This is a genomic window from Psychrobacter sp. AOP3-A1-26 (genome assembly GCF_052378235.1).
Lineage (GTDB): Bacteria > Pseudomonadota > Gammaproteobacteria > Pseudomonadales > Moraxellaceae > Psychrobacter.
The window spans coordinates 1-21503 of the sequence record NZ_JBQSXN010000053.1 but is presented as its reverse complement, the minus strand read 5'-3'; the positions used below and the strand labels follow the sequence as shown (position 1 = coordinate 21503).

Here is a 21503-nt window from a genome sequence, read left to right as displayed (position 1 = left end):
TTTATAAACAATATAGTGCTAACAATTATAGGTTTTTTTAGCCTCTGTCGCACCTGCGCACAGCAAGTAAGAAAAATCTATAGTCAGGAGCAGGTTAAACTAACCTCAAATTTGATTTGGGGTTTTTTTGACGAATGTATTATGATAATAAAAATGTATCGTGACAATAAAACTACCCGATAGTTAAATGATTTTCTTCTGTTTGTCATCTTTACAGGATAGTATGGCAAACTCCCCTCCATTGCTTGATGTATAAAAATTATGCGCAGTCCAAAATCCCTAAATACCATTCATGATTTATTTGCGACAACTCGGCGTCCACCTGAAACCGATAGCGAATCTGACTTTCAAGGTGATGTGTATGAAGAGTTGGATAAGCTTGAATATATTTATATGGATGAGCAGTCAGCAGAAGTTGTAGATAATAATGATAGCCAGCCGTATCAACCTATCTCTTTGGTTGATTTTTTTGAAGGCTTGGCCCAGCTTGCAACGATGGGCGTGGTTGAGGTCACCGATATCGTAGAGGCCATCCATCGTGAAGTTCTGTTACGTCCGTTAGGGCGTTTTAATGAAGGCAATCTCAATCGATGGCAGCGCGGTATCACGGGGCGAATTTATGGCACGGTACGCAATGCGATGCAATTGGTTGGCAACAACATCGCTGTTGGACTGCGACTCTATAACAATGTTGTGAAACCAAAAAAAGTACAACCGCTACCGAAAAACTTACGCCGCCTCGTTAATATTTTAAATGGCGTGATGGGCGATCATCTCATCAATCATGACAATCCACTGGCAGTTTCGATGACGTTGTATGATAAAAATAATTGTATTCAAAGTGGCGAGTTATCAGGGCGGGTGATTGTTTTATGCCACGGGCTTTGCATGAGTCATTTAAGCTGGCAGGTATCTGGAGAGGATAATCTAGGTGATACGCTGGTCAACAAGATGTCAGATTCGACCGTTTTGTATTTAAATTACAATACAGGTCGCCGTATCTCTAGTAATGGACGCAGCTTTGCTAGAGTGTTGCAAAACATGCTCGATAGTCATCCTGATATCACCCAGATCGATTTAATCGGTCACAGTATGGGGGGGTTGGTGAGTCGTAGCGCGCTGTTTTATGGTAAAGAACAAGGCTTTAGCTGGGTGGAGCGCGTCGGCAATCTTGTCACTTTAGGCTCGCCGCATCATGGCGCGAGTTTGGAGCGGATTGGTAATTTTGTGCAATATAAAATCGCTAAACTGCCTTTTGCAGGGTCATTGGCCAAGTTGGGCGATTTGCGTAGTGCGGGTATTATTGATTTGCGTTATGGCAGTATTCGCGATGCCGACTGGAAGTCTTTAGAAGGGCGCAGTGTATTGCCAGCAGAGTTCCGTCATCCAACGCGCCTACCTTTGCATGTGAATACCTATTTAGTGGCGGCGGCTATGATTGAGACGCATTATGAAAATAAAACCACAAGCTTACTGGGTGATGGACTGGTTTCAGTAGAATCGGCACTTGGTGAATATACCGAAGAGCATACTTTGGCAGTACCAGAGGGTCATAAGGCGATTTTTTATGGTGTCAATCATATGAATCTCATTTATAACGATAGAGTACATCAGCAAGTCGTTGCTTGGCTGTTAGAGAATAAACTGGGCGATGCACATGAAGAAAAATATGGCATTGACTCTCGTATCTACTCTTATCCGGTAGAGGATGAAGCTTAAATAATAAAAGCAATAAAAACCCCTCAAGCATCATACTTGAGGGGTTTTTATTGCTCATTCGGTTAAATACTACTCAGCAAATATCGCTGCCACATCGTCTTTATTAAACTTGTAAACTTCACCGCAAAATCCGCAATCCATCTCAAAAGTTCCGCCTTGCTCTTCGACGATATCTAACGCTTCCGCTTCACCGATTTGCTCGATGGCTGTCTCGCATTTCTCGCGAGAGCAGGTACAACCAAAAGATAATGGCACAGGAGCAGGAGCAACGACATTTTCTTCATTATATAAGCGATAAAGAATTTCGTTAGTATCCAGCGTGGTCAGCTCTTTTGCCTTGACCGTGCGGGTTAAAATGCTCAAACGCGTCCACAAATCATCATCGATACCAGCGTCTTCATTTTGCTCGACTTCATAGGTTTCTGCCGCCGTACGCGGTAGCATTTGTACCAAGATACCACCAGCTTGCAAGCCATCAGAGGCCAAGTTAATGAGCGTCGGGATTTGTGCCGATTGCTTTTGATAATGGGCTAAGCAGTCCGCCAAATTGTCATGGCTACGCTCAACGATACCTTGATACGGTTCGCCGCCTTCGGGCTGGATATTAATAAACAGCACGCCTTGCCCCGTCGCACCCAGCTCAGCAAAAGCTTCTTTGGCATGGGTCATGTTTTCCCAAGCCTGTACTTGCGCTTCAGTGTCACCTTTCCAGCTGGCAAGCGCGCGGATGATACCGTTTTGGTCACACTCAGCCATCGCCCAATTGAGTAAGCTATCGCTATCAGATGATTGCAATTGAATCGACAAGCGGCCGTTGATTTTAACGGTGCTGATTAGCAAGCTCGCTGCCGTTAGCATCTCGCCCAATAAACGTTTCAGCGCTTCGGGGTAGGGCTTTTGGGCAATAGTGCTCGCATAGCTGCGTGATAGGCGCACCACATCACCGCGCACTGGTGAATCTTCAATAAAAAAGCGTTGACGGACGTCGTTTTCGCTATGGTTGTCAGTGGTTTGGTCGTCATTACTTGGGGTCTGCGTATCTTGTGTCATAGGTCGTTTATAGTATTAAGAAGTTGTTAGCTTTATGGGGATTCATCGTGATTTATCAATTGTGCTTATAGATTTTTCAGTATTTTGAAGGGAGGTATAAATAATAAATGTCAGTATGAATTTTTTAAACAGCGATGAATATACTTGCTCATAGCGTTTGTTTTATTTGATAGCCCAAAGTGTATAAGCCTGAAATTATTAAATATAACACTCATCAAAAAAAGTTTACCTTCGCACGCCAATTTGTTGTACAGTAACATTAAGTTGCATTGTGATAAGTAATAGCAACAACCGCATGGATGCGTGGCAATCAGGTCAACGAATAAGACTTACGTCGTCCAAGCACTCATTCAATCTTGTGTTAATGTGATAAAAGGATGTATCCCATGAGCTACTCACTTTCCAAACCGTTGACTCTGGCTGCCTTTATGGCGCTAGGCCTAGCAGGTTGTAATAACAGCAATCAAGCCACCACTGAAGCGACGCCAGCAGATGGTGAAAACACCACAGAAGCGGCAGCAAATGCTAATGGCACCTTAAAAAAGATTAAAGACTCGGGCACTATCGTAGTCGGCCACCGTGATTCCTCTATTCCATTTTCTTATATCGCTGACGATCCTAATCAGCCGATTGGTTATGCGCACGATTTAGAGATGAAAGTGGTGGATGCGGTAAAAGAAAAACTGAATATGCCCGATCTAAAAATTCGCTATAACCTCATCACCTCGCAAACGCGAATTCCATTGGTACAAAACGGTACGGTAGACTTTGAGTGTGGCTCAACCACCAACAACGAAGAGCGTCAAAAGCAAGTTGGTTTCTCTAACGGCTTCTTTGAAATTGGTACGCGTCTATTGACCAACAAAAACTCTGGCATTCAAGACTTTGAAGACCTAAAAGGTAAAACACTGGTCACTACCGCAGGGACGACCTCAGAGCGTTATATCCGTCAGTACAATGACGAAAACAAAATGGATACCAATATCATTTCAGCAAAAGATCATGGCGAAGGCTTCCTGATGCTAGAAAATGGTCGTGCTGATGCCTTTATGATGGATGATGTGTTGCTGGCTGGCGAAAAAGCCAAAGCAAAAAATCCTGATGAATGGGTCATCGTTGGTGAACCACAATCGTTTGAGATTTATGGTTGTATGATGCGTAAGGATGACCCTGAATTCAAAGCGGTCGTTGATGAAGCGTTAGCCAATGTCTTTAAGTCAGGCGAAATCAATGCCATCTATGACAAATGGTTCTTAAACCCAATTCCACCAAAAAACGTCAATCTAAACTTTGAGATGTCTGACAACTTAAAAGCCCTGATTGCCAATCCACATGATGGTACTCAGCCGAAAGTTGCGACGGCAGAATAATGGTTGTTTTTTAGCATAGCTTGCTTACGCGTGCCGACTGAGATCAATGTCTGTCTGCGCACGTAGGCTTTTTAACCGTTGTTCGGAGAGACGACCATGAATTATAGCTGGAACTGGGGTGTGCTCTTTGAGCAAACGGGTATCGGTAACGAGCTTTATCTCCATTGGATGATTACGGGTCTTGGCTGGTTACTATTGATTGGTAGTATAGCCTGGGCTATAGCCATGGTCGTGGGTACTGTGTTTGGCATCATGCGCACCTTACCCAATAAAGCCGCCCGTGCAATTGGTACGGCTTATGTGACTTTTTTTCGTAATATTCCTTTGCTTGTTCAACTATTTTTTTGGTTTTATATTGCCCCTGGTTGGCTCACGCCGACGATTCAAGAGTGGTGGTATAAAGACTTGTCTCCAAATACCTCCGCCATGCTATCAGCGAGTATTGGTCTTGGCTTATTTACCGCGGCGCGTATTGTCGAGCAAGTACGTACTGGTATCGAATCGTTGCCTGAAGGGCAAATCAATGCCGCCTATGCGCTGGGATTCAGTATTCCACAAGCTTATAAAGAAGTGCTGTTACCACAAGCGTTTCGCGTTATTCTTCCCCCGCTTAGCTCAGAGCTGACCAACTGTTTTAAAAACGCGTCGGTGGCGTCTTTGGTCGGGGTCATGGAGCTGATTAGCCAGACCAAAACCATCAGTGAATATACCCAAAACAGCCTCGAAATTTATACCTATGCGACCATTATTTATTTGGTATTTAATCTGTCGTTGATAGCTATTATGGGATTAATCGAGCGTAAATTGCGCGTGCCTGGGCTTATTGCAGGGAGTCAGAAATGAATATGATGACTGAGCTTGCAACGGCTTATCCAGGTTTGATGGGTGGCATGATTACCACTCTAAAAGTATTGTTTTTGGCCATTCTTGGTGGTATTAGTTTGGGTACGGTATTGGCGTTGATGCGCTTATCTGGTATCAAGGCGTTAGAAATTCCTGCCAAGCTATACGTCAATTACTTCCGCTCAGTCCCGCTATTACTGGTATTGCTGTGGTTTTATTTTGCTGTACCGATGATTTATTTTTGGATAGCCGGTAAGTATCTGCAACTTGATACTGCTTTTACCTCGTGTGTGGTCGCTTTTATGATGTTTGAGGCGGCTTATTTTTCAGAGGTGGTGCGCGCTGGTATTCAGTCGATTGGTAGTGGGCAGGTCAATGCAGCGAAAGCGCTGGGCATGACCTATGGGCAGACCATGCGTTTGGTTATTTTGCCGCAAGCATTTCGTAAGATGCTGCCATTAATTTTGCAGCAATGTATTATTTTATTTCAAGATACGACCCTGGTCTTTGCCATCGGTTTGACGGACTTTTTCCGTGCCGCCTATGTTCGTGGTGAGTTAATGGGTTTATTAACGCCTTATATCTTAGGGGCGGGTGCTGTTTATTTTGTCATTAGTTTAAGCGCGTCGATTGGCGTGCAGCAATTGCAAAAGCGTTTCAGATTTTAATATAGTAAGTTCAATATAAAAGCGGTACAGCGGGACTGGTATACATTTTTTGCAGCCTCTGTCAGCGTAGACACAGCAAGCAAGAAAAATTTATACCAGTTCTGCGTCATATCATAATGTATCTGTTTTATTTAGAACCAACTATAGTTTTAGATTTTAATAATAAAAGTATCTTTAAAAATATTTCGCTTTAGAAGCTTTATTTAATAAATATTGTCGAAAATAATGTGGTTAGGAGCCAGTGATGAGCAATGCTGATACGTACCTAAATGCCTTTGGCGGACTGGTCACCGATAATGGTCATGCTAGTGATGAGATGGTCATTAAAATGACTGATGTCAGCAAGTGGTATGGCGATTTTCAAGTACTGACTGACTGTACCGCGCATGTGCACAAAGGCGATGTGGTAGTCGTTTGTGGTCCATCGGGTAGCGGTAAGTCGACCTTGATCAAGACAGTCAATGGACTGGAACCTTTTAAAAAAGGTGAAATCTTGGTCAACGGTATCTCTGTTGGCGCAGCAAAGACCAATTTACCCAAACTCCGCAGCAGTGTCGGTATGGTGTTTCAGCATTTTGAGCTGTTTCCGCATCTAACGATTATTGATAACCTGACGGTCGCCCAAGTCAAAGTATTGGGCCGTAAAGAGTCTGAGGCTAAGCAAAAGGCCATGGCTTATCTAGACCGTGTCGGACTCACAGTACAGGCAGCGAAGTATCCCGCTGAGCTGTCTGGCGGTCAGCAGCAGCGGGTAGCGATTGCTCGCGCGCTTGCGATGGACCCAGTCGCCATGCTGTTTGATGAACCAACCTCGGCGCTTGATCCAGAGATGATTCAGGAGGTGCTTGATGTCATGGTCGAGCTGACCCGCGATGGCATGACCATGATGTGTGTGACTCATGAGATGGGCTTTGCCAGTCAGGTCGCCAACCGTATTATCTTTATGGATGAGGGGCATATCGTTGAGAACTGTAGTAAGGATGAGTTCTTTGAAGGTGCAAAAAGTGACCGCGCGCAAATGTTCTTATCAAAAATTTTGAATCATTAAAGATAGCATTTAAGATTAATTTATCAAAAGCGTCTATTTTTAGGCGCTTTTTTTGGTCATTGATTTATCGATTTAACAATCCTGTTAATGTCAGTGACTGTGTGTATACTGATATAATGGCGGTCAATTATCCCAAAATGAAAACAATCCCCCGTCTATATTGGAGCCAATATGAGCGCAGAAACTATATTACCATCAACCACATCCCCATCATCCATGTCTAAAGAGTCGAAAGAGTCTAAACAAGGCATTGTTATCATTGGGGCAGGTTTGGCAGGCTGGCATGTTATTGATGCCATTCGTGCTAAAGATAAAGACATTCCGATTACTTTAATCACAACAGATGATGGCGACCGTTATCACAAGCCCATGCTAACCATGGCGATTAGCCAAAAGAAAAGCGCGGCAGATTTGGTGCGAGCGACTGGTATTGATGCTGCAAAAGCCGCGCAAGTAACCCTACTGGCCAATACGCAGGTGACGGATATTGATGCTGCCACGCAACAATTACAGCTTGTCTCGGCGCTGCGCTCAGATCCTGTTTATACCAATTACGCAACGATCAGCTATGACAAGCTGGTACTGGCGATGGGTGCGCATCCTATTTTTCCCCAAAGCCTACCAGAAGATTTGGTTTGGCATGTCAACCATATCGAGCGCTTTGGGCAATTACAAGAAAAGCTAGCAGCAGGTAGCCAGCATGTGGCTATTGTTGGTGCAGGCATGGTGGGTACTGAGATTGCCGAGGATTTATTAAAAGCGGGTCATCAAGTAACATTGATTGATTTAAATGATGCGCCGCTATCACAAATGCTGCCAGCAAAAGCCACTGCGCGTATTGCCCAAGCAGTGAAATCGCAAGGGATTAACTTTTTGGGCGGCTATCAGGTAACAGATGTTATTCGTATCAGTGATGGTAACCATGGTGAAAAGTTGCAAGTCAGCTATGAGCCGCTTCACTCTGATTCAGAAGATAGCGCTGCTAAGTCAACTATACAAACAGAGCCATTGATTGTCGACCATATGATTGCCAGTACGGGTTTGACGGTCGATGGTAAATTGCCAACAGCGGCAGGAGTCGAGTTTGATCGCCGTACTGGTATCGTAGTTGATGCGCCGACGCTGCGTACCAACACCGATAATATTTATGCCATCGGTGATTGTATGTCGATTAATGGTGTTGCTTGCCGTTATGTGGCCCCGTTACGCGCGCAGGCAGCGACCATTGCTGATGATATCTTAGGTTTAGAACATAGCGGCTATGAGCATAAACCGCCGATGATTCGTCTAAAAAACAAAGCAATATCGGTCATGGCAACAGGTGTGCCGCAAGCTTCTGGTAACTGGCAAGTGAGCAGTGAAAATGATGATGAGCTTATCATGGACTTGCTCGATGATAACAATGAAGTCAGTGCGACGGTAACGATTAAAGCACCGCCAACGGTTAAAGTCTAATCGTTGCAAGATTAAACCGTGTCTATATCCAGAATTTGTATAGCCAGGTCTAAATAAAAAAGAATCATTCACATTAACGTGCTACTGCTAGAATTTCTTTCTAGCTTGCTGTTCGCAAGCGTGACAGAGGCTGCGAAAAATTTATAGCAATAGCACTGTACGCTTTAAGGTTAATCAAGTATAGTTTAATTATAATAATAGATCTAAAGCTTGATTCTCAATTTTTATTACCGCCATTCTCATCAAAAAGCCAGCCGTGCAGTAAATGCCTGACTGGCTTTTTTGTGTCAAATGTTTGCCATGTTTTTATGGTATCTTTTATAGAGTAGTTATTTCTATAACTTAATTAAATGATACATATTGTATTGCTGTGATTGACAGGCTTTCATTGATAGCGTTATAGTAGTTCACACGATGTAAGACCTATTCAAGGAAGAAGGACTTGTCTACAGGCGATTAATAAGCACAATTTATACGTGCCATAAAAAGTAAAACGAAAGGACTCGTTATGACCCAAACTATTGACTTCGATAGCATTCTTAATAATATTCCTAGTATCAATATGGGCGCTCGCTCGTCAAACGCGCCACTCACCCAAAGCTATGACACAGGCCCTGACGTCCCACTGATTGAAGCAACAATTGGTGATTTTTTTGATGCCATTGTTTTTAAATATCCTGAGCGTGAAGCGCTGGTCGTCCGTCACCAAAACATCCGTTGGACCTATCGTGAGCTGCAACAGCAAGTTAATCAACTCGCCAGCAGCATGATTGAAATGGGGCTTGAGATTGGCGATCGTATCGGTATCTGGTCGCATAACAATGCCGAATGGCTACTCATGCAACTGGCGACCGCAAAGATTGGCATCATTCTTGTCAATATCAATCCTGCCTACCGTACTTTTGAATTGCAATATGCGCTGAATAAATTGGGCTGCTCAGCGTTGGTGCTGATGCGTCATTTTAAAACCAGTGATTATGCACAATTAATCCGTGAATTATGTCCTGAGATTTATCATAAAGACTATACCCAGCTTGATTTGGTCGAGATTCCAACGATTGAGCGTATCATTTGGATTGACGAGCCAGATTCTGATGAAGAATTTCACTTTATGCAGAAGTTTTCTGCATGGATGGCTGAAGGTGATGCCAACGATCCACGAGTGGCGGAGCGTCAGGCGCAGCTTAAAAATACCGATGCTATCAATGTTCAATTCACTAGCGGTACGACGGGCACGCCAAAAGGCGCAACGTTAAGCCATCGTAATATCCTTAATAATGGCTACTTTATCGGTGAGGCGATGAATCTCACTGAAAAAGATAGGCTGTGTATTCCCGTACCGTTATATCATTGCTTTGGTATGGTGCTCGGTAACTTAGCAATACTGACACATGGCGGTTGTATCGTTTATCCGAACGATGGTTTTGAGCCATTGTCAGTATTAAAAGCAGTCGAAGAAGAAAAGTGTACAGGTCTCCATGGCGTGCCAACAATGTTTATCGCCGAACTCGACCATCCTGAATTTAAAAACTTTGATTTATCGACCTTGCGTACTGGCATTATGGCCGGCTCTAGCTGCCCGATTGAGGTGATGCGCCGCGTCATCGATGAGATGCATATGAAAGAGGTCACCATTGCTTATGGAATGACCGAAACCAGTCCAGTTTCTTGTCAGACCAATGAACATACGCCTTTAGATAAACAGGTCTCGACCGTAGGACTGGTGCAGCCGGCGCTCGAAGTTAAAGTCGTCGATATCGAGTCTGGCGAGATTGTAGCGTTAGGTGAAACTGGCGAGCTACTCACACGTGGTTATTCAGTGATGAAAGGCTATTGGGGCAGTCGCTTTAAAACCCGCGAAGCGATTCAAGATGGCTGGATGCATACGGGTGATTTGGCAACGATGGATGAGGACGGCTATGTCAAAGTCGTCGGTCGTAGTAAAGATATGGTCATCCGCGGCGGTGAAAATATCTATCCAGTAGAAGTCGAGAACTATCTATACCGTCATCCTAAAATCCGTGACGTGCAAATTGTAGGTATACCAGATAAGCGGTATGGCGAAGTGCTGGCTGCTTGGATTATTCCTAGAGAAGAGGGCTGCTTGACCGAAGAAGAAGTGCGTCAGTTCTGTAGTGAGCATATTGCCCATTATAAAGTGCCGACCTATTATCGTTTCGTCACCGAATACCCGATGACCATCACTGGTAAAATTCAGAAATATAAAATCATTGAGCAGATGAAAGAAGAGTTGGGCTTATAGTTAATTTAACTATTATGTCTAGTTTATTAAAAGTTATAGTTGATACCAAATGAAATAAATACGTTATGTTATGACGCGAGATTCGTATGGATTTTTCTGGCTTGCTGTGCCTACGCCGACAGAGGCTGCAAAAAATTCACCCAAATCTCGCTGTATCGATTGTAAATCGAAATGACTATACGAACACGAGTAAATAATAAAATAACCAGTAGTTAGAATAATTCGCATAACAAGCTACTCGCATTTACGCATCAAAGAAAAGGGATATCATGAGCGCTATTATAACCAGTAAATTGAGTCCAAACGCCGCTGAATTTCAGCAAAACAGTGCCGCTATGCAAGAAGTGGTTGATGACTTATATGGTCACTTGCGTAAAGTTGCCCAAGGTGGCTCCGAGCGTGCGAGAGCCAAGCATTTAGCGCGAGGCAAACTCTTACCTCGCGAGCGTGTCGAGCGTTTGCTGGATGTTGGTACATCATTTTTAGAAGTGGCGCCAATGGCAGCGCATGACATGTATGGTGAAGATATTCCAGCGGCTGGCGTGATTGCTGGTATCGGCCGCATTAACGGCACCGAGTGTATGATTGTCTGTAATGACGCCACCGTTAAGGGCGGTACTTACTTTCCCATGACGGTCAAGAAACATTTACGTGCGCAGGAAATTGCCCAAGAAAATCATTTGCCGTGTGTTTACTTGGTTGATTCTGGTGGTGCAAACTTGCCCAATCAAGATGAGGTATTCCCAGATAAAGAGCATTTCGGGCGTATCTTCTTTAATCAAGCCAATCTTAGTGCCGCTGGTATTCCACAAATCGCCGTGGTAATGGGTAGCTGTACGGCAGGCGGCGCTTATGTACCAGCGATGAGTGATGAGTCTATTATTGTCAAAGACCAAGGAACCATCTTTTTGGGTGGTCCGCCATTGGTAAAAGCCGCAACCGGCGAAGAAGTTACAGCAGAAGATTTGGGAGGCGGTGATGTCCATACCCGTCTGTCAGGCGTGGTTGATCATTTGGCGCAAAACGATACGCATGCATTATCAATCGCCCGTAATATCGTCAGTCATTTAAATCGTCCTGCTAAGCACATTCCGAATCAAATCGAGCCGCTTCCACCACGTTATGATGCCAAAGAATTATACGGAATTATTCCAACCGATAAACGTAAGCCGTTCGATATTAAAGAAATCATTGCTCGTATCGTCGATGACAGCGCCTTTGATGAGTTTAAAGCGCGTTTTGGCACCACGCTGGTTTGTGGATTCGCCCATATCGAAGGCATGCCAGTGGGGATTATTGCCAATAACGGTATTTTATTTAGTGAATCAGCGCAAAAAGGTACGCATTTTATTGAGCTGTGCTGTAAACGCAAAATTCCATTGGTATTCCTACAAAATATCACCGGCTTTATGGTCGGTCGTAAATATGAAAACGAAGGTATCGCTCGTCATGGCGCCAAGATGGTAATGGCGGTGGCGAATGCTAAAGTGCCAAAATTTACTGTCATCGTTGGTGGCTCATTTGGTGCGGGTAACTACGGCATGTGTGGCCGTGCTTATAGTCCGCGCTTCTTATGGATGTGGCCAAGTGCGCGAATTTCTGTGATGGGCGGCGAGCAAGCAGCGTCGGTCTTGGCAACGGTCAAGCGTGATAACTTTGACCGTAAAGGCGAAGCGTGGAGCGACGAAGACGAAGCGGCATTTAAAGCGCCAATACGTGAGATGTACGAAGAGCAAGGTCACCCTTATTATGCCACGGCTCGTTTATGGGATGACGGGGTGATTGATCCTGCTGATACCCGTAATGTGTTGGCATTAGCGCTTAGTGCGGCTCATAACGCCCCGATTGAAGGGACAAGCTTTGGTGTCTTTAGAATGTAAGAGTTTTAATGTCTGCCCATAATAAGTTTTTTTCATTATAAGAGGCTGCTGCGACAACTTTTTAAGAAGTACGATTTGTACTCGGTTTTCTTGTATTAATATTATTATGGATTGATCCAGAGTTTTTTAAGTATTTACATAAAATATAGAGAAAGTTATGCAACAAAATCTGAATAACTATAAAAGTCTATTGGTTAATATTGAGCAGCATGTGGCGACGGTAATCTTAAATCGCCCTGAGATACGTAATGCCTTTAACGATGAGATGATTGCTGAGTTGACCGATACTTTCAAGGCGCTTGGCGCTAATGACGACGTACGCGTTATAGTCTTAGCCGCTACTGGGAAAGCGTTTTGCGCAGGTGCGGATCTTAATTGGATGCGGGCCATGGCAGACTATAGCTATGAAGAAAACCTAGCAGATGCGGATAAGTTAGCACAAATGCTGAAGACTATTTATGAATGTCCGAAACCGACGGTTGCTGCTATCCAAGGGGATGTGTATGCAGGCGGTATGGGTTTGGTTGCCGTTTGCGATGTAGCCATTGCTGTCAAAACAGCCAATTTCTGTTTAAGTGAAGTCCGTTTAGGATTAGCGCCTGCCACTATCAGCCCTTATGTGATACGCGCATTGGGCGCACGAGCATCGCAGCGTTACTTCCTCAGCGCTGAAGTTTTTGATGCCAAAAAAGCGCGTCAGCTCGGCTTTGTGCATGAGCGCGTCAGCGAAGAGTCGCTTGATGGTGCGGTTGCAGCATTCTGCGCTAAAGTGGTCAAAAACAGCCCTGACGCGGTCAAAACCTGCAAGCGTTTATTACATGACGTCGCAGGTGCAGATATTACCGATGAATTAATCGCTGATACGGTTAAAGGTATCGCCGATATCCGCTCGTCAGAGCAAGGAAAAGAAGGTGTGCAAGCATTTTTGCAAAAGCGTAAGCCTGATTGGCTGATAGCTGATTAATAATAAAAATCACAAGAGACAGGGATCGTTATGTTTTCTAAAATTCTAATCGCCAACCGTGGTGAAATTGCCTGCCGTGTTGCTGCGACTGCCAAGCGTCTAGGTGTGAGTACCGTCGCTGTTTACTCTGATGCTGATCGTGAGGCTAAGCATGTCGCGGTCTGTGATGAAGCGATTTACTTGGGTGGCTCTGCGCCAAAAGACAGCTATCTTAAAGGCGATGCTATCATAGCGATTGCCCTCGATGTTGGCGCACAAGCGATTCACCCAGGTTATGGGTTTTTGAGTGAAAATGCAGATTTTGCGCAGGCTTGTCAAGATGCAGGATTGGTTTTTATCGGTCCATCAGCAGACGCTATTCGCGCCATGGGCGGTAAGTCGGAGTCTAAACGCTTGATGGAAGCGGCTGGCGTACCGCTGATACCCGGTTATCACGGCGACAATCAAGATGCGGATTTTTTGAAGCAGCAAGCTGATAATATTGGCTATCCGGTATTGATTAAAGCCAGTGCCGGTGGCGGCGGTAAGGGCATGCGTATCGTCGAGCAGTCTAGCGAGTTTATTGAGTTACTAGAATCCTGTCGCCGTGAAGCCATTACCAGCTTTGGTAATGATCAGGTGTTGGTCGAAAAATATGCCCTAAAACCACGTCACATCGAAATCCAAGTATTCGGTGATACGCATGGCAATTATGTGCATCTGTTTGAGCGCGATTGCTCAGTACAGCGTCGCCACCAAAAGGTACTAGAAGAAGCCCCCGCACCCGGTGTCGATGCAGCTATGCGTGAGGCGATGGGAACAGCGGCGATTGAAGCGGCGCGTGCCGTTGATTATGTAGGCGCTGGCACAGTTGAGTTTATTGTTGAACAACGCGAAGACTCGATGAACTTTTATTTTATGGAAATGAATACTCGTCTACAAGTTGAGCATCCCGTTAGTGAAGCCATTTCGGGTGTGGATTTGGTTGAATGGCAGCTATTAGTCGCAGCAGGTCAGCCGTTACCTAAAAAACAAGCAGACTTGGCTATTAATGGTCATGCGATTGAAGCACGTATTTGTGCTGAAAATCCTGACAATGGGTTTCTACCAGCGACGGGTACTTTATTTACCTATCAAAAGCCCGAGCATAGCACTTTTGTTATTAATAAAAACAGCGCAGATGTGCGTATCGACGATGGCGTCCGCGAAGGTGATGTCATCAGCCCGTTCTATGACTCTATGATTGCCAAGCTTATCGTCCATGCACCCACTCGTGAGCAAGCATTGGCCAAACTTGATCGTGCACTGGCACAAACGCGCATCGTCGGTCTGCCAAATAACGTGGCATTTTTACGTTATATTATAAATACCGAATCATTTAGCCAAGCCAATCTTGATACGGCGCTGATAGAACGTGAGCGTGATGAGTTGTTTGATCAGCATCCGCTTGCGCTATCGACGCTTGCAGTGACGGCTATTACCCAGCAGCTTGCCAGTGAAGCGGCAGCGCAAACAGCGAAAAGTACAGGTGCAGACCCATTTAGTAAACCGATAGGCTTTCGTGCCTTTAGCGATTATACGCGCTCGTTTAGCTTGGTTTATGATGAGAAGTCTTATAACGCTCGTATTAGTAATTGGCACAATGCTAATTGCTCAGACAGCAAAAAAGGCAGCGATAGCCTCAGTAGCTTTGCGCTGGTCATTGAAAAAGAAATCGCCAATACTGAAGAGAATAGCAATATTAATATAGCCGCCCAGACAGAAATGGTCTATGAAGGTCAAGTTAGCTATAACAGTATTGACGCGTATAATCATACGTTATGGTTGGAGGGCGCACGGGTCAATGTTCAAAGTTGGACAAATAAAGAAACCGTTTATGTCTTTACCGATAATGGACGAGATGAAATTACACTGGTCGATATCATGGCGCACGTCGGCGAAGATAGCGCTGCGGTTGGTAGTTTGAAATCACCGATGCCGGGTCAGGTAGTGGCATTTAAAGTAGCCGTTGGCGACACGGTCAAAGAAGGCGAGCCATTAGCTGTCATTGAAGCGATGAAAATTGAGCATACTATTACAGCACCAACCGATGGCGTGGTGGCAGAGTTATTATTTGCGGCGGGCGACTCGGTTGCTGATGGTGATGAGCTGTTGCGTATCGATACGGAAAGCTGATAGCGGACAGACGAGTAATAACAAGGTGAATAAGTAAAAAGGATGATTAGCATGAGTATATCGTATCCAAAGCACGTCACCATCGTCGATGTCAGTCCACGCGATGGCTTACAAAACGAGTCAATGACGGTGCCGACGGCAGTAAAGCAAGCACTTATCGATGATTTAATTGCAGCAGGTATAAAGAAACTTGAAGCCACCAGTTTTGTCTCGCCAAAATGGGTACCGCAGATGGGTGATAATAGTGCGCTGCTCGAAGCACTTGCACCGACACGTCACTCGGACGTTTGTTACTCGGTACTCGTACCGAATATGCGCGGTTTTGAGAATGCTATTTTGCATCGCCCTGATGAAATCGTCATCTTTGGCTCAGCCAGTGAGACCTTTAGCCAAAAGAACATCAATTGCAGTATTGATGAAAGCATTGAGCGTTTCGCGCCCGTTGCCGCTGCAGCAAAAGCGCAAGGCATCAAGGTGCGCGGCGTTATCTCTTGCACCGTCGGCTGCCCTTATGAAGGTGAGATTGACCCAAGCCAAGTGGCGTATGTGACTAAAAAATTAGTTGAGATTGGCGCTGAGCAAATCGGTATTGCGGATACGATTGGTGTTGGCACGCCGCTGAAAGTACAGCGTGCGCTACAAGCTGCATTGGAGTACGCTGATATTGCCATGCTATCTGGGCATTTTCATGACACTTACGGTCAAGCACTAAGTAATACTTTAGCCGCCTTACAAATGGGCGTCAGCGAATTTGATACCTCAGTCGCTGGACTTGGCGGCTGCCCATATGCCAAAGGTGCAACGGGTAATGTCGCCACCGAAGACGTGGTCTACATGCTGCATGGTATGGGTATCAATACTGGTATCGATTTAGAGAAATTAGTAGTGGCAGGCGAGCGCATCAGTGAGTTTTTAGGGCGAGTTAACGGCTCAAGCGTGGCACGAGCATTGATTAATAAACGTCAGTCTTAACCAATATAGTCAATCCACTATAAAAGTGTTACCGCGTTAACCTCGCTTGAGGTATTAAATATACATCTACACTCGGTTGCCTTGTACCACTTTCAAATTGAATTGACTATGGCATCAAAACCAGTATAGAAAATATAGTGGCTTTAAAAAACAGATTAAAATTCAAATTTAAAACATTAAAATACAAGGAATGGTTATGAGTTTACCTGGATTGAATTTTCAGCTTGGCGAAGATATCGACGCCTTACGCGATGTGGTACAACAGTTTGCTGCAAAAGAAATCACCCCGCGTGCTGCCGAGATAGACAGTAGTGATGAGTTCCCCATGGATTTATGGCAAAAAATGGGCGATCTTGGTCTACATGGCATTACTGTTCCTGAAGAATATGGCGGTTCTGATATGGGCTATGTCGCGCATATGGTGGCGATGGAAGAGATTAGCCGTGCGTCTGCATCAGTGGCGCTGAGCTATGGTGCGCATTCAAATCTATGTATCAATCAGCTCAAACGTAATGGTAGCGAAGCACAAAAACAAAAGTATCTGCCAAAACTTATCAGCGGCGAGTTCATCGGTGCTTTAGCAATGAGCGAAACGGGCGCTGGCTCAGATGTCGTTAGTATGAAACTGAAAGCAGAAGAAAAAGACGGTAGCTATATTTTAAATGGTAGCAAAATGTGGATTACCAATGGTCCTGATGCCGACGTGATGGTGGTTTATGCCAAGACCAATCCAGAGCTCGGTGCTAAAGGCATGACCGCTTTTATCGTTGAAAAAGGCATGGAAGGTTTTGGCACCGCGCAAAAGCTCGACAAGCTCGGCATGCGCGGTAGTCATACCGGTGAGATGACCTTTAACAATGTCAAAATTCCCCGTGAAAATATCTTGGGCAATTTAAACGAAGGCGTTAAAGTCTTGATGAGCGGTCTCGATTACGAGCGTGCGGTATTGGCTGCAGGTCCTATCGGCATCATGCAAGCAGTAATGGATAACGTCGTGCCCTACATTCATGATCGTAAGCAGTTTGGACAAGCGATTGGCGAATTCCAGCTCATTCAAGGTAAAGTCGCAGACATGTATACTATCTTGCAAGCGGGTCGCAGCTTCTTATATACCGTTGGCAAAAACCTCGATATGCTAGACAAACGTGGTGCCGGTCATAGCCGAGAAGTACGTAAAGATTGTGCCAGTGTGATTTTATGGTGTGCCGAAAAAGCCACTTGGATGGCAGGCGAGGGCATCCAAATATTTGGTGGTAATGGCTATACCAACGAGTATCCGCTTGGTCGTTACTGGCGCGATGCCAAGCTATATGAGATTGGCGCGGGTACCAGTGAGATTCGCCGTATGTTGGTCGGTCGTGAGTTATTTAACGAGACTAAGTAGATATCTTTGGGTTAATAGTAAACTTTTATCCAAAATATCTGCTCTAAAATCTAAAAATGTGCTACGTTATGTATCCAATAGCGTGGCACATTTTAATGATTTGGATAAAAGACTTTTATATGATCAGTAAATTACACATTAAGCCAGTTTTTAATACAGCCTTTCACTTGTTAACCAATATAAAAGCTATCAGTACTTATAGTTTGTTAACTAGCCTACTTGCACTGTTTGCATTGACAGTAAGTATGACGCCAGCGCAGGCAGAGTTAGTTGATTTATCTGATTCAGAAAAAGTGATTCAGTTTTCTAGTCGAGACGCAAATTGGTTACAGCCGCCAAAATTTTCTTTTAATAAACGATCAGTCAGATGCTTAGATGAGGAAACTGGGGAACCTGTTAAGATTAGGAGGGAACAGAAGTTCGAAGTAACATTGGGGTTTCAGGTTGATAAGCAAGGTGAAATAACCAAAATATATGTCGAAAAAAGTAGTGGTAATAAGTGTTTTGATAGAAGGGCTGCTAGACAGGTTCAGACAGGACGTTTGATGCCATTTCTGTTGAAAGGGAAAGCAGTAAAAGGAAGGGCTAGTTTACCCATTACATTTAAATATCGAGCACACTAATTGGTGATAAGAGTTTTCTTTATAGTTTGCTCAAACCAAAAAAAGCAGGGCGCTTAAAACGTCCTGCTTTTTTATTGTTATTTGGTAAACATTCCAAACTATTATGACTGTTTTTCATGGTCAAAATAGCGTGCCAAACCATTTAATAATAAATCATCGCGAAGGCGGACTGGACGGTTGACGTGTTGGGCAATAATGGCAGCGTCACCACCGGTCATGATAATCTCAAAGTTAGGATGGCGCGTGCTAACCTCATTTATAGCCCCAACGATGGACAGCATAATTCCGCGATGTACCGCATCTTTGGTGGTAGTTCCTTGAGCGACACTATCAAAGGTGCCATTAGAGATGGTAATTTGCTTGGTACCAGAAAATAGCGACTCGCGTTGTAGATAGATGCTAGGGAAAATATAACCGCCCAAATGCTCAGCATGATCTATCAAATCAATCGTTACCGCTGTACCGCAGCCAATCACACACTGGCGTTTGGTCTTATCTACGGCGCCAAGCATTTGTAGCCAGCGATCACAGCCAAGTTGTTCATCATTATAAGCGCTCTTCATCAAGGCGTGCTTGGCATCGACATGGACAAACTCAAACGGAATATCAAGGCGACTGAGCGTCTCTGAAACTTTTATGTTGAGGTCGTCGCCGAGTACCGACGAGATCCCGATAAAATGAGGCGCATAACGCTCAAAGCGATCGGTCAGACCCATTAATAATTCAGCAGGCGCTTGCAAATGTTGCTTGGCATCATGCGAGACTATCTGTCCGATATCATCGGTTAGCCAGTATTTAAGGCGGGTGTTTCCAAGATCAAGCCAGAGCATAAATATCCTTATATAGAGTGACGTGATTTTCAACCATTAAGCTGATATTTGGTTCACTTTTAGTGCTCGTTAGGTAAGCGGTTTAAACTTGATAAATAACGTCGATGCGTCCAGTAAAAAGCGCAGAAATATTACCGTTATCTTGGCGTAATTGCAAACATCCATGTGTATCGATACCGCATGCATAACCCGTGATGCTATCTGTTTTGCCGTTATGTTCTTGAGTAACACGCAAGCGTAGTCCTGCCAATGCATCCATCGAGTCAAACTGTTTTAAGAAGCTGTCCAAATTATAGGTTTGACCAGTGGGCTTCTCTAAGCCCAAATGCTCAAAACGTGTCATCGCCGCCATTAACGCCTTGCTCATTTGCTGATAAAGCTCGCGTAAGCTTGGTAGACTGCTTGCTGGTGCTTTTGGCTCCAGTATCCGCTCGATATCCTGTAAGCTAATCGCTTGATAGCTCATGCCTTCACAGGTTTGCGCGGTGAGTTTCGGCGTCGCTTGTACATTGAGACCCACGCCCATCACTACGCCAACCAGCTTGCCAGCTTGGGTGACTGGTTCTATCAAAATACCTGCAAGCTTATGAAAAGGCAGGGTTTGGTTTGCTTTTTTATGTGTCTCTTTTTCAGATAAGTTCAATGCAGAATGATGCGAATAAAAACCTAAATCGTTTGCCCATTTTACCCCGATAGGTGTCAATCCTTGTGCACACAGTTGCTCATTTAGCACTTGAATAACTGGCATTTTAGCCAATTCAACGCCGATAATTAACGACAATAAACCGCTAATCGGCATATGCACTGGATAATATAACGACAGATAAACATTGCCACGCGGTGACTGCCACGAGCGCCCATGTTGCCCACGTCCTGCGCTTTGGGTTTCTGCAGTCAATAGATGCATTTCAGCAGCATTGAGCGTGCCATTCTGCACGTCTGCTATCAGCTGGCTATTGGTAGAGCCGCTACTAATAAGGTGGCGATGGTTGAGTTCAGGCAAATGATCGAGCACTAACGAATGAGGTAGGCCGTCAGATAAATGGGCGAGTGTTGGCATAAGTTTGGTCGATGTAGTTAAGGGAGCAAATGTAGCATTGGAAATCTTTGATATACTGAGCGACTGTTGCTAATAAAAACTGTCGCTAATAAACAGGATCAAATAGACAGCATAAAGATCAGTTTATGATTTGGCAAATGCAATTAAAAATGTGTTATATAAGTGATAACAAAATAAATAATTTGATGAAAGAGATGCATTATAAAAGGCTGATTGAATGATGTTATATGTATGGTTTGTGATTGCAGGAGCATTTGCTGGCGTTAGTGCGGGTCTGTTTGGGGTCGGTGGCGGTATGATTATCGTCCCAGCATTGGTGTGGATTTTTACCGCGTATGATTTTTCACCAGAAGTGGTCACCCATTTGGCCATTGGCACCTCGCTTGCGACCATTGTAGTGACCTCAATCAGCTCACTTACGGCGCATAATAAGCGCGGCGGGGTGCGCTGGGAAGTCTGGCGAAAAATGGCATTGGGTCTAGTCATTGGCAGTCTGGTCGGCGCGGGCGTCGCAGATATGATTGATGGCAAAGTGTTGCAAGCGCTTATCGGTGTTGGCGCACTATTAGTCGCCTTAAAAATGTTGTTCTTATCCAATAAAGAGCAGCTCGGTAAACCATTGCCATCTACTGGCGTACAGTTTGGGGCGGGTACTGGCATCGGTATGGCGTCATCTATTTTTGGGATTGGCGGTGGCAGTTTGACCGTACCGTTTTTAAACTGGGCAGGACTGTCGATGAAGCAATCGGTTGGGACGTCTGCCGCTTGCGGTCTACCGATTGCACTGGCGGGCGCGGCAGGGTTTGCATGGTTCGGTCAAGATGTCGCTAATCTACCTGAGGGCACGATAGGCTTTGTGCATATTTCAGGATTTTTATGTATTTCAGTGGTCAGTTTTGCGATGGCAAAAGTCGGAGCCAAGCTTGCCCATGTCTTACCTGCGCTGACGCTCAAACGTGCATTTGGCGTGCTCCTGCTATTTGCGGGCGGGCAGTTATTGTTAAGTGGAATTGGGGTGATTTAACTAAACCTTAATATTCGAGCTATTAAATTTAGAGTCTTGTTATGTCAATCAAAAAACACTTTATTGAATTTCTCTATTTAAATTTTCCAACTTTTTTAAAGTTGTTTGCTAATCGGTATTATAAAGAGAGAGCTAAACCAAGAATTCAACATCCTATCATTCATAAGTTTAATGATGAGTTTAGAATCGTTAGACA

At 44.5% G+C, this 21503-nt stretch carries 17 protein-coding genes; 14 read left to right on the top strand and 3 right to left on the bottom strand.

Annotation, left to right across the window (positions count from 1 at the left end):
- Positions 1-261 precede the first annotated feature (261 nt).
- A complete protein-coding gene (locus tag ACT3TU_RS09575; RefSeq protein WP_192522671.1) occupies positions 262-1719 on the top strand; it encodes a PGAP1-like alpha/beta domain-containing protein in 1458 nt (485 codons plus the stop codon).
- 69 nt (positions 1720-1788) lie between these two features.
- Here the strand turns inward: ACT3TU_RS09575 and hslO are convergent, their stop codons facing one another.
- Positions 1789-2769: an Hsp33 family molecular chaperone HslO gene (hslO, locus tag ACT3TU_RS09570; RefSeq protein ID WP_192522672.1), complete on the bottom strand. Its 981-nt coding sequence runs from the start codon at positions 2767-2769 to the stop codon at positions 1789-1791.
- Positions 2770-3155: 386 nt separating this feature from the next.
- On the opposite strand from hslO, the gene ACT3TU_RS09565 reads away from it, so the two are divergent.
- From ACT3TU_RS09565 to ACT3TU_RS09510, 12 genes are all read left to right on the top strand, one after another.
- Positions 3156-4139: a glutamate/aspartate ABC transporter substrate-binding protein gene (locus ACT3TU_RS09565; protein ID WP_192522673.1), complete on the top strand. Its 984-nt coding sequence runs from the start codon at positions 3156-3158 to the stop codon at positions 4137-4139.
- Between the two features lie 96 nt (positions 4140-4235).
- The gene (locus tag ACT3TU_RS09560; protein ID WP_192522674.1) at positions 4236-4982 is read left to right on the top strand and encodes an amino acid ABC transporter permease; all 747 of its coding nucleotides are present in this window, start codon (positions 4236-4238) and stop codon (positions 4980-4982) included.
- Positions 4979-5650, top strand: a complete 672-nt coding sequence (locus ACT3TU_RS09555; protein ID WP_192522675.1) for an ABC transporter permease subunit — start codon at positions 4979-4981, stop codon at positions 5648-5650. The genes ACT3TU_RS09560 and ACT3TU_RS09555 overlap by 4 nt, the downstream gene beginning before the upstream one ends.
- 316 nt (positions 5651-5966) lie before the next feature.
- Positions 5967-6698, top strand: coding sequence for an amino acid ABC transporter ATP-binding protein (locus ACT3TU_RS09550; RefSeq protein ID WP_192522689.1), 732 nt, complete (start codon positions 5967-5969; stop codon positions 6696-6698).
- A 171-nt stretch (positions 6699-6869) separates the two neighbouring features.
- Complete coding sequence (locus ACT3TU_RS09545; RefSeq protein WP_192522676.1) at positions 6870-8153, top strand: FAD-dependent oxidoreductase; 1284 nt, start codon at positions 6870-6872, stop codon at positions 8151-8153.
- Between the two features lie 508 nt (positions 8154-8661).
- Entirely contained in the window at positions 8662-10416 is a 1755-nt protein-coding gene (locus ACT3TU_RS09540; RefSeq protein ID WP_192522677.1) for an AMP-binding protein, read from the top strand.
- A 269-nt stretch (positions 10417-10685) separates the two neighbouring features.
- Positions 10686-12296, top strand: a complete 1611-nt coding sequence (locus ACT3TU_RS09535) for a carboxyl transferase domain-containing protein (protein WP_192522678.1) — start codon at positions 10686-10688, stop codon at positions 12294-12296.
- 157 nt (positions 12297-12453) lie between these two features.
- Positions 12454-13260: an enoyl-CoA hydratase/isomerase family protein gene (locus tag ACT3TU_RS09530; RefSeq protein ID WP_192522679.1), complete on the top strand. Its 807-nt coding sequence runs from the start codon at positions 12454-12456 to the stop codon at positions 13258-13260.
- Positions 13261-13290: 30 nt separating this feature from the next.
- Positions 13291-15414, top strand: coding sequence for an acetyl/propionyl/methylcrotonyl-CoA carboxylase subunit alpha (locus tag ACT3TU_RS09525; RefSeq protein WP_192529437.1), 2124 nt, complete (start codon positions 13291-13293; stop codon positions 15412-15414).
- Positions 15415-15465: 51 nt separating this feature from the next.
- The gene (locus tag ACT3TU_RS09520) at positions 15466-16386 is read left to right on the top strand and encodes a hydroxymethylglutaryl-CoA lyase (protein WP_444784317.1); all 921 of its coding nucleotides are present in this window, start codon (positions 15466-15468) and stop codon (positions 16384-16386) included.
- 196 nt (positions 16387-16582) lie between these two features.
- Positions 16583-17770 carry an isovaleryl-CoA dehydrogenase gene (locus ACT3TU_RS09515; RefSeq protein WP_192522682.1) on the top strand — a complete coding sequence of 396 codons (1188 nt, stop codon included), beginning with the start codon at positions 16583-16585 and terminating at the stop codon, positions 17768-17770.
- Positions 17771-17889: 119 nt separating this feature from the next.
- On the top strand, positions 17890-18393 hold the full coding sequence (locus ACT3TU_RS09510) for an energy transducer TonB (RefSeq protein WP_192522683.1): 504 nt from the start codon (positions 17890-17892) through the stop codon (positions 18391-18393).
- A 101-nt stretch (positions 18394-18494) separates the two neighbouring features.
- Here ACT3TU_RS09510 and ACT3TU_RS09505 read toward each other — a convergent pair whose 3' ends face one another.
- Both ACT3TU_RS09505 and ACT3TU_RS09500 read right to left on the bottom strand, forming a co-directional pair.
- Positions 18495-19223 (bottom strand): pantothenate kinase, encoded by a 729-nt coding sequence (locus ACT3TU_RS09505; RefSeq protein WP_192522684.1) that lies wholly within the window; start codon positions 19221-19223, stop codon positions 18495-18497.
- An 82-nt stretch (positions 19224-19305) separates the two neighbouring features.
- Positions 19306-20283, bottom strand: coding sequence for a biotin--[acetyl-CoA-carboxylase] ligase (locus ACT3TU_RS09500; RefSeq protein ID WP_192522685.1), 978 nt, complete (start codon positions 20281-20283; stop codon positions 19306-19308).
- A gap of 220 nt (positions 20284-20503) precedes the next feature.
- Between ACT3TU_RS09500 and ACT3TU_RS09495 the strand changes: the two genes are divergently transcribed.
- Positions 20504-21307 (top strand): sulfite exporter TauE/SafE family protein, encoded by an 804-nt coding sequence (locus tag ACT3TU_RS09495; RefSeq protein WP_192522690.1) that lies wholly within the window; start codon positions 20504-20506, stop codon positions 21305-21307.
- Positions 21308-21503 lie beyond the last annotated feature (196 nt).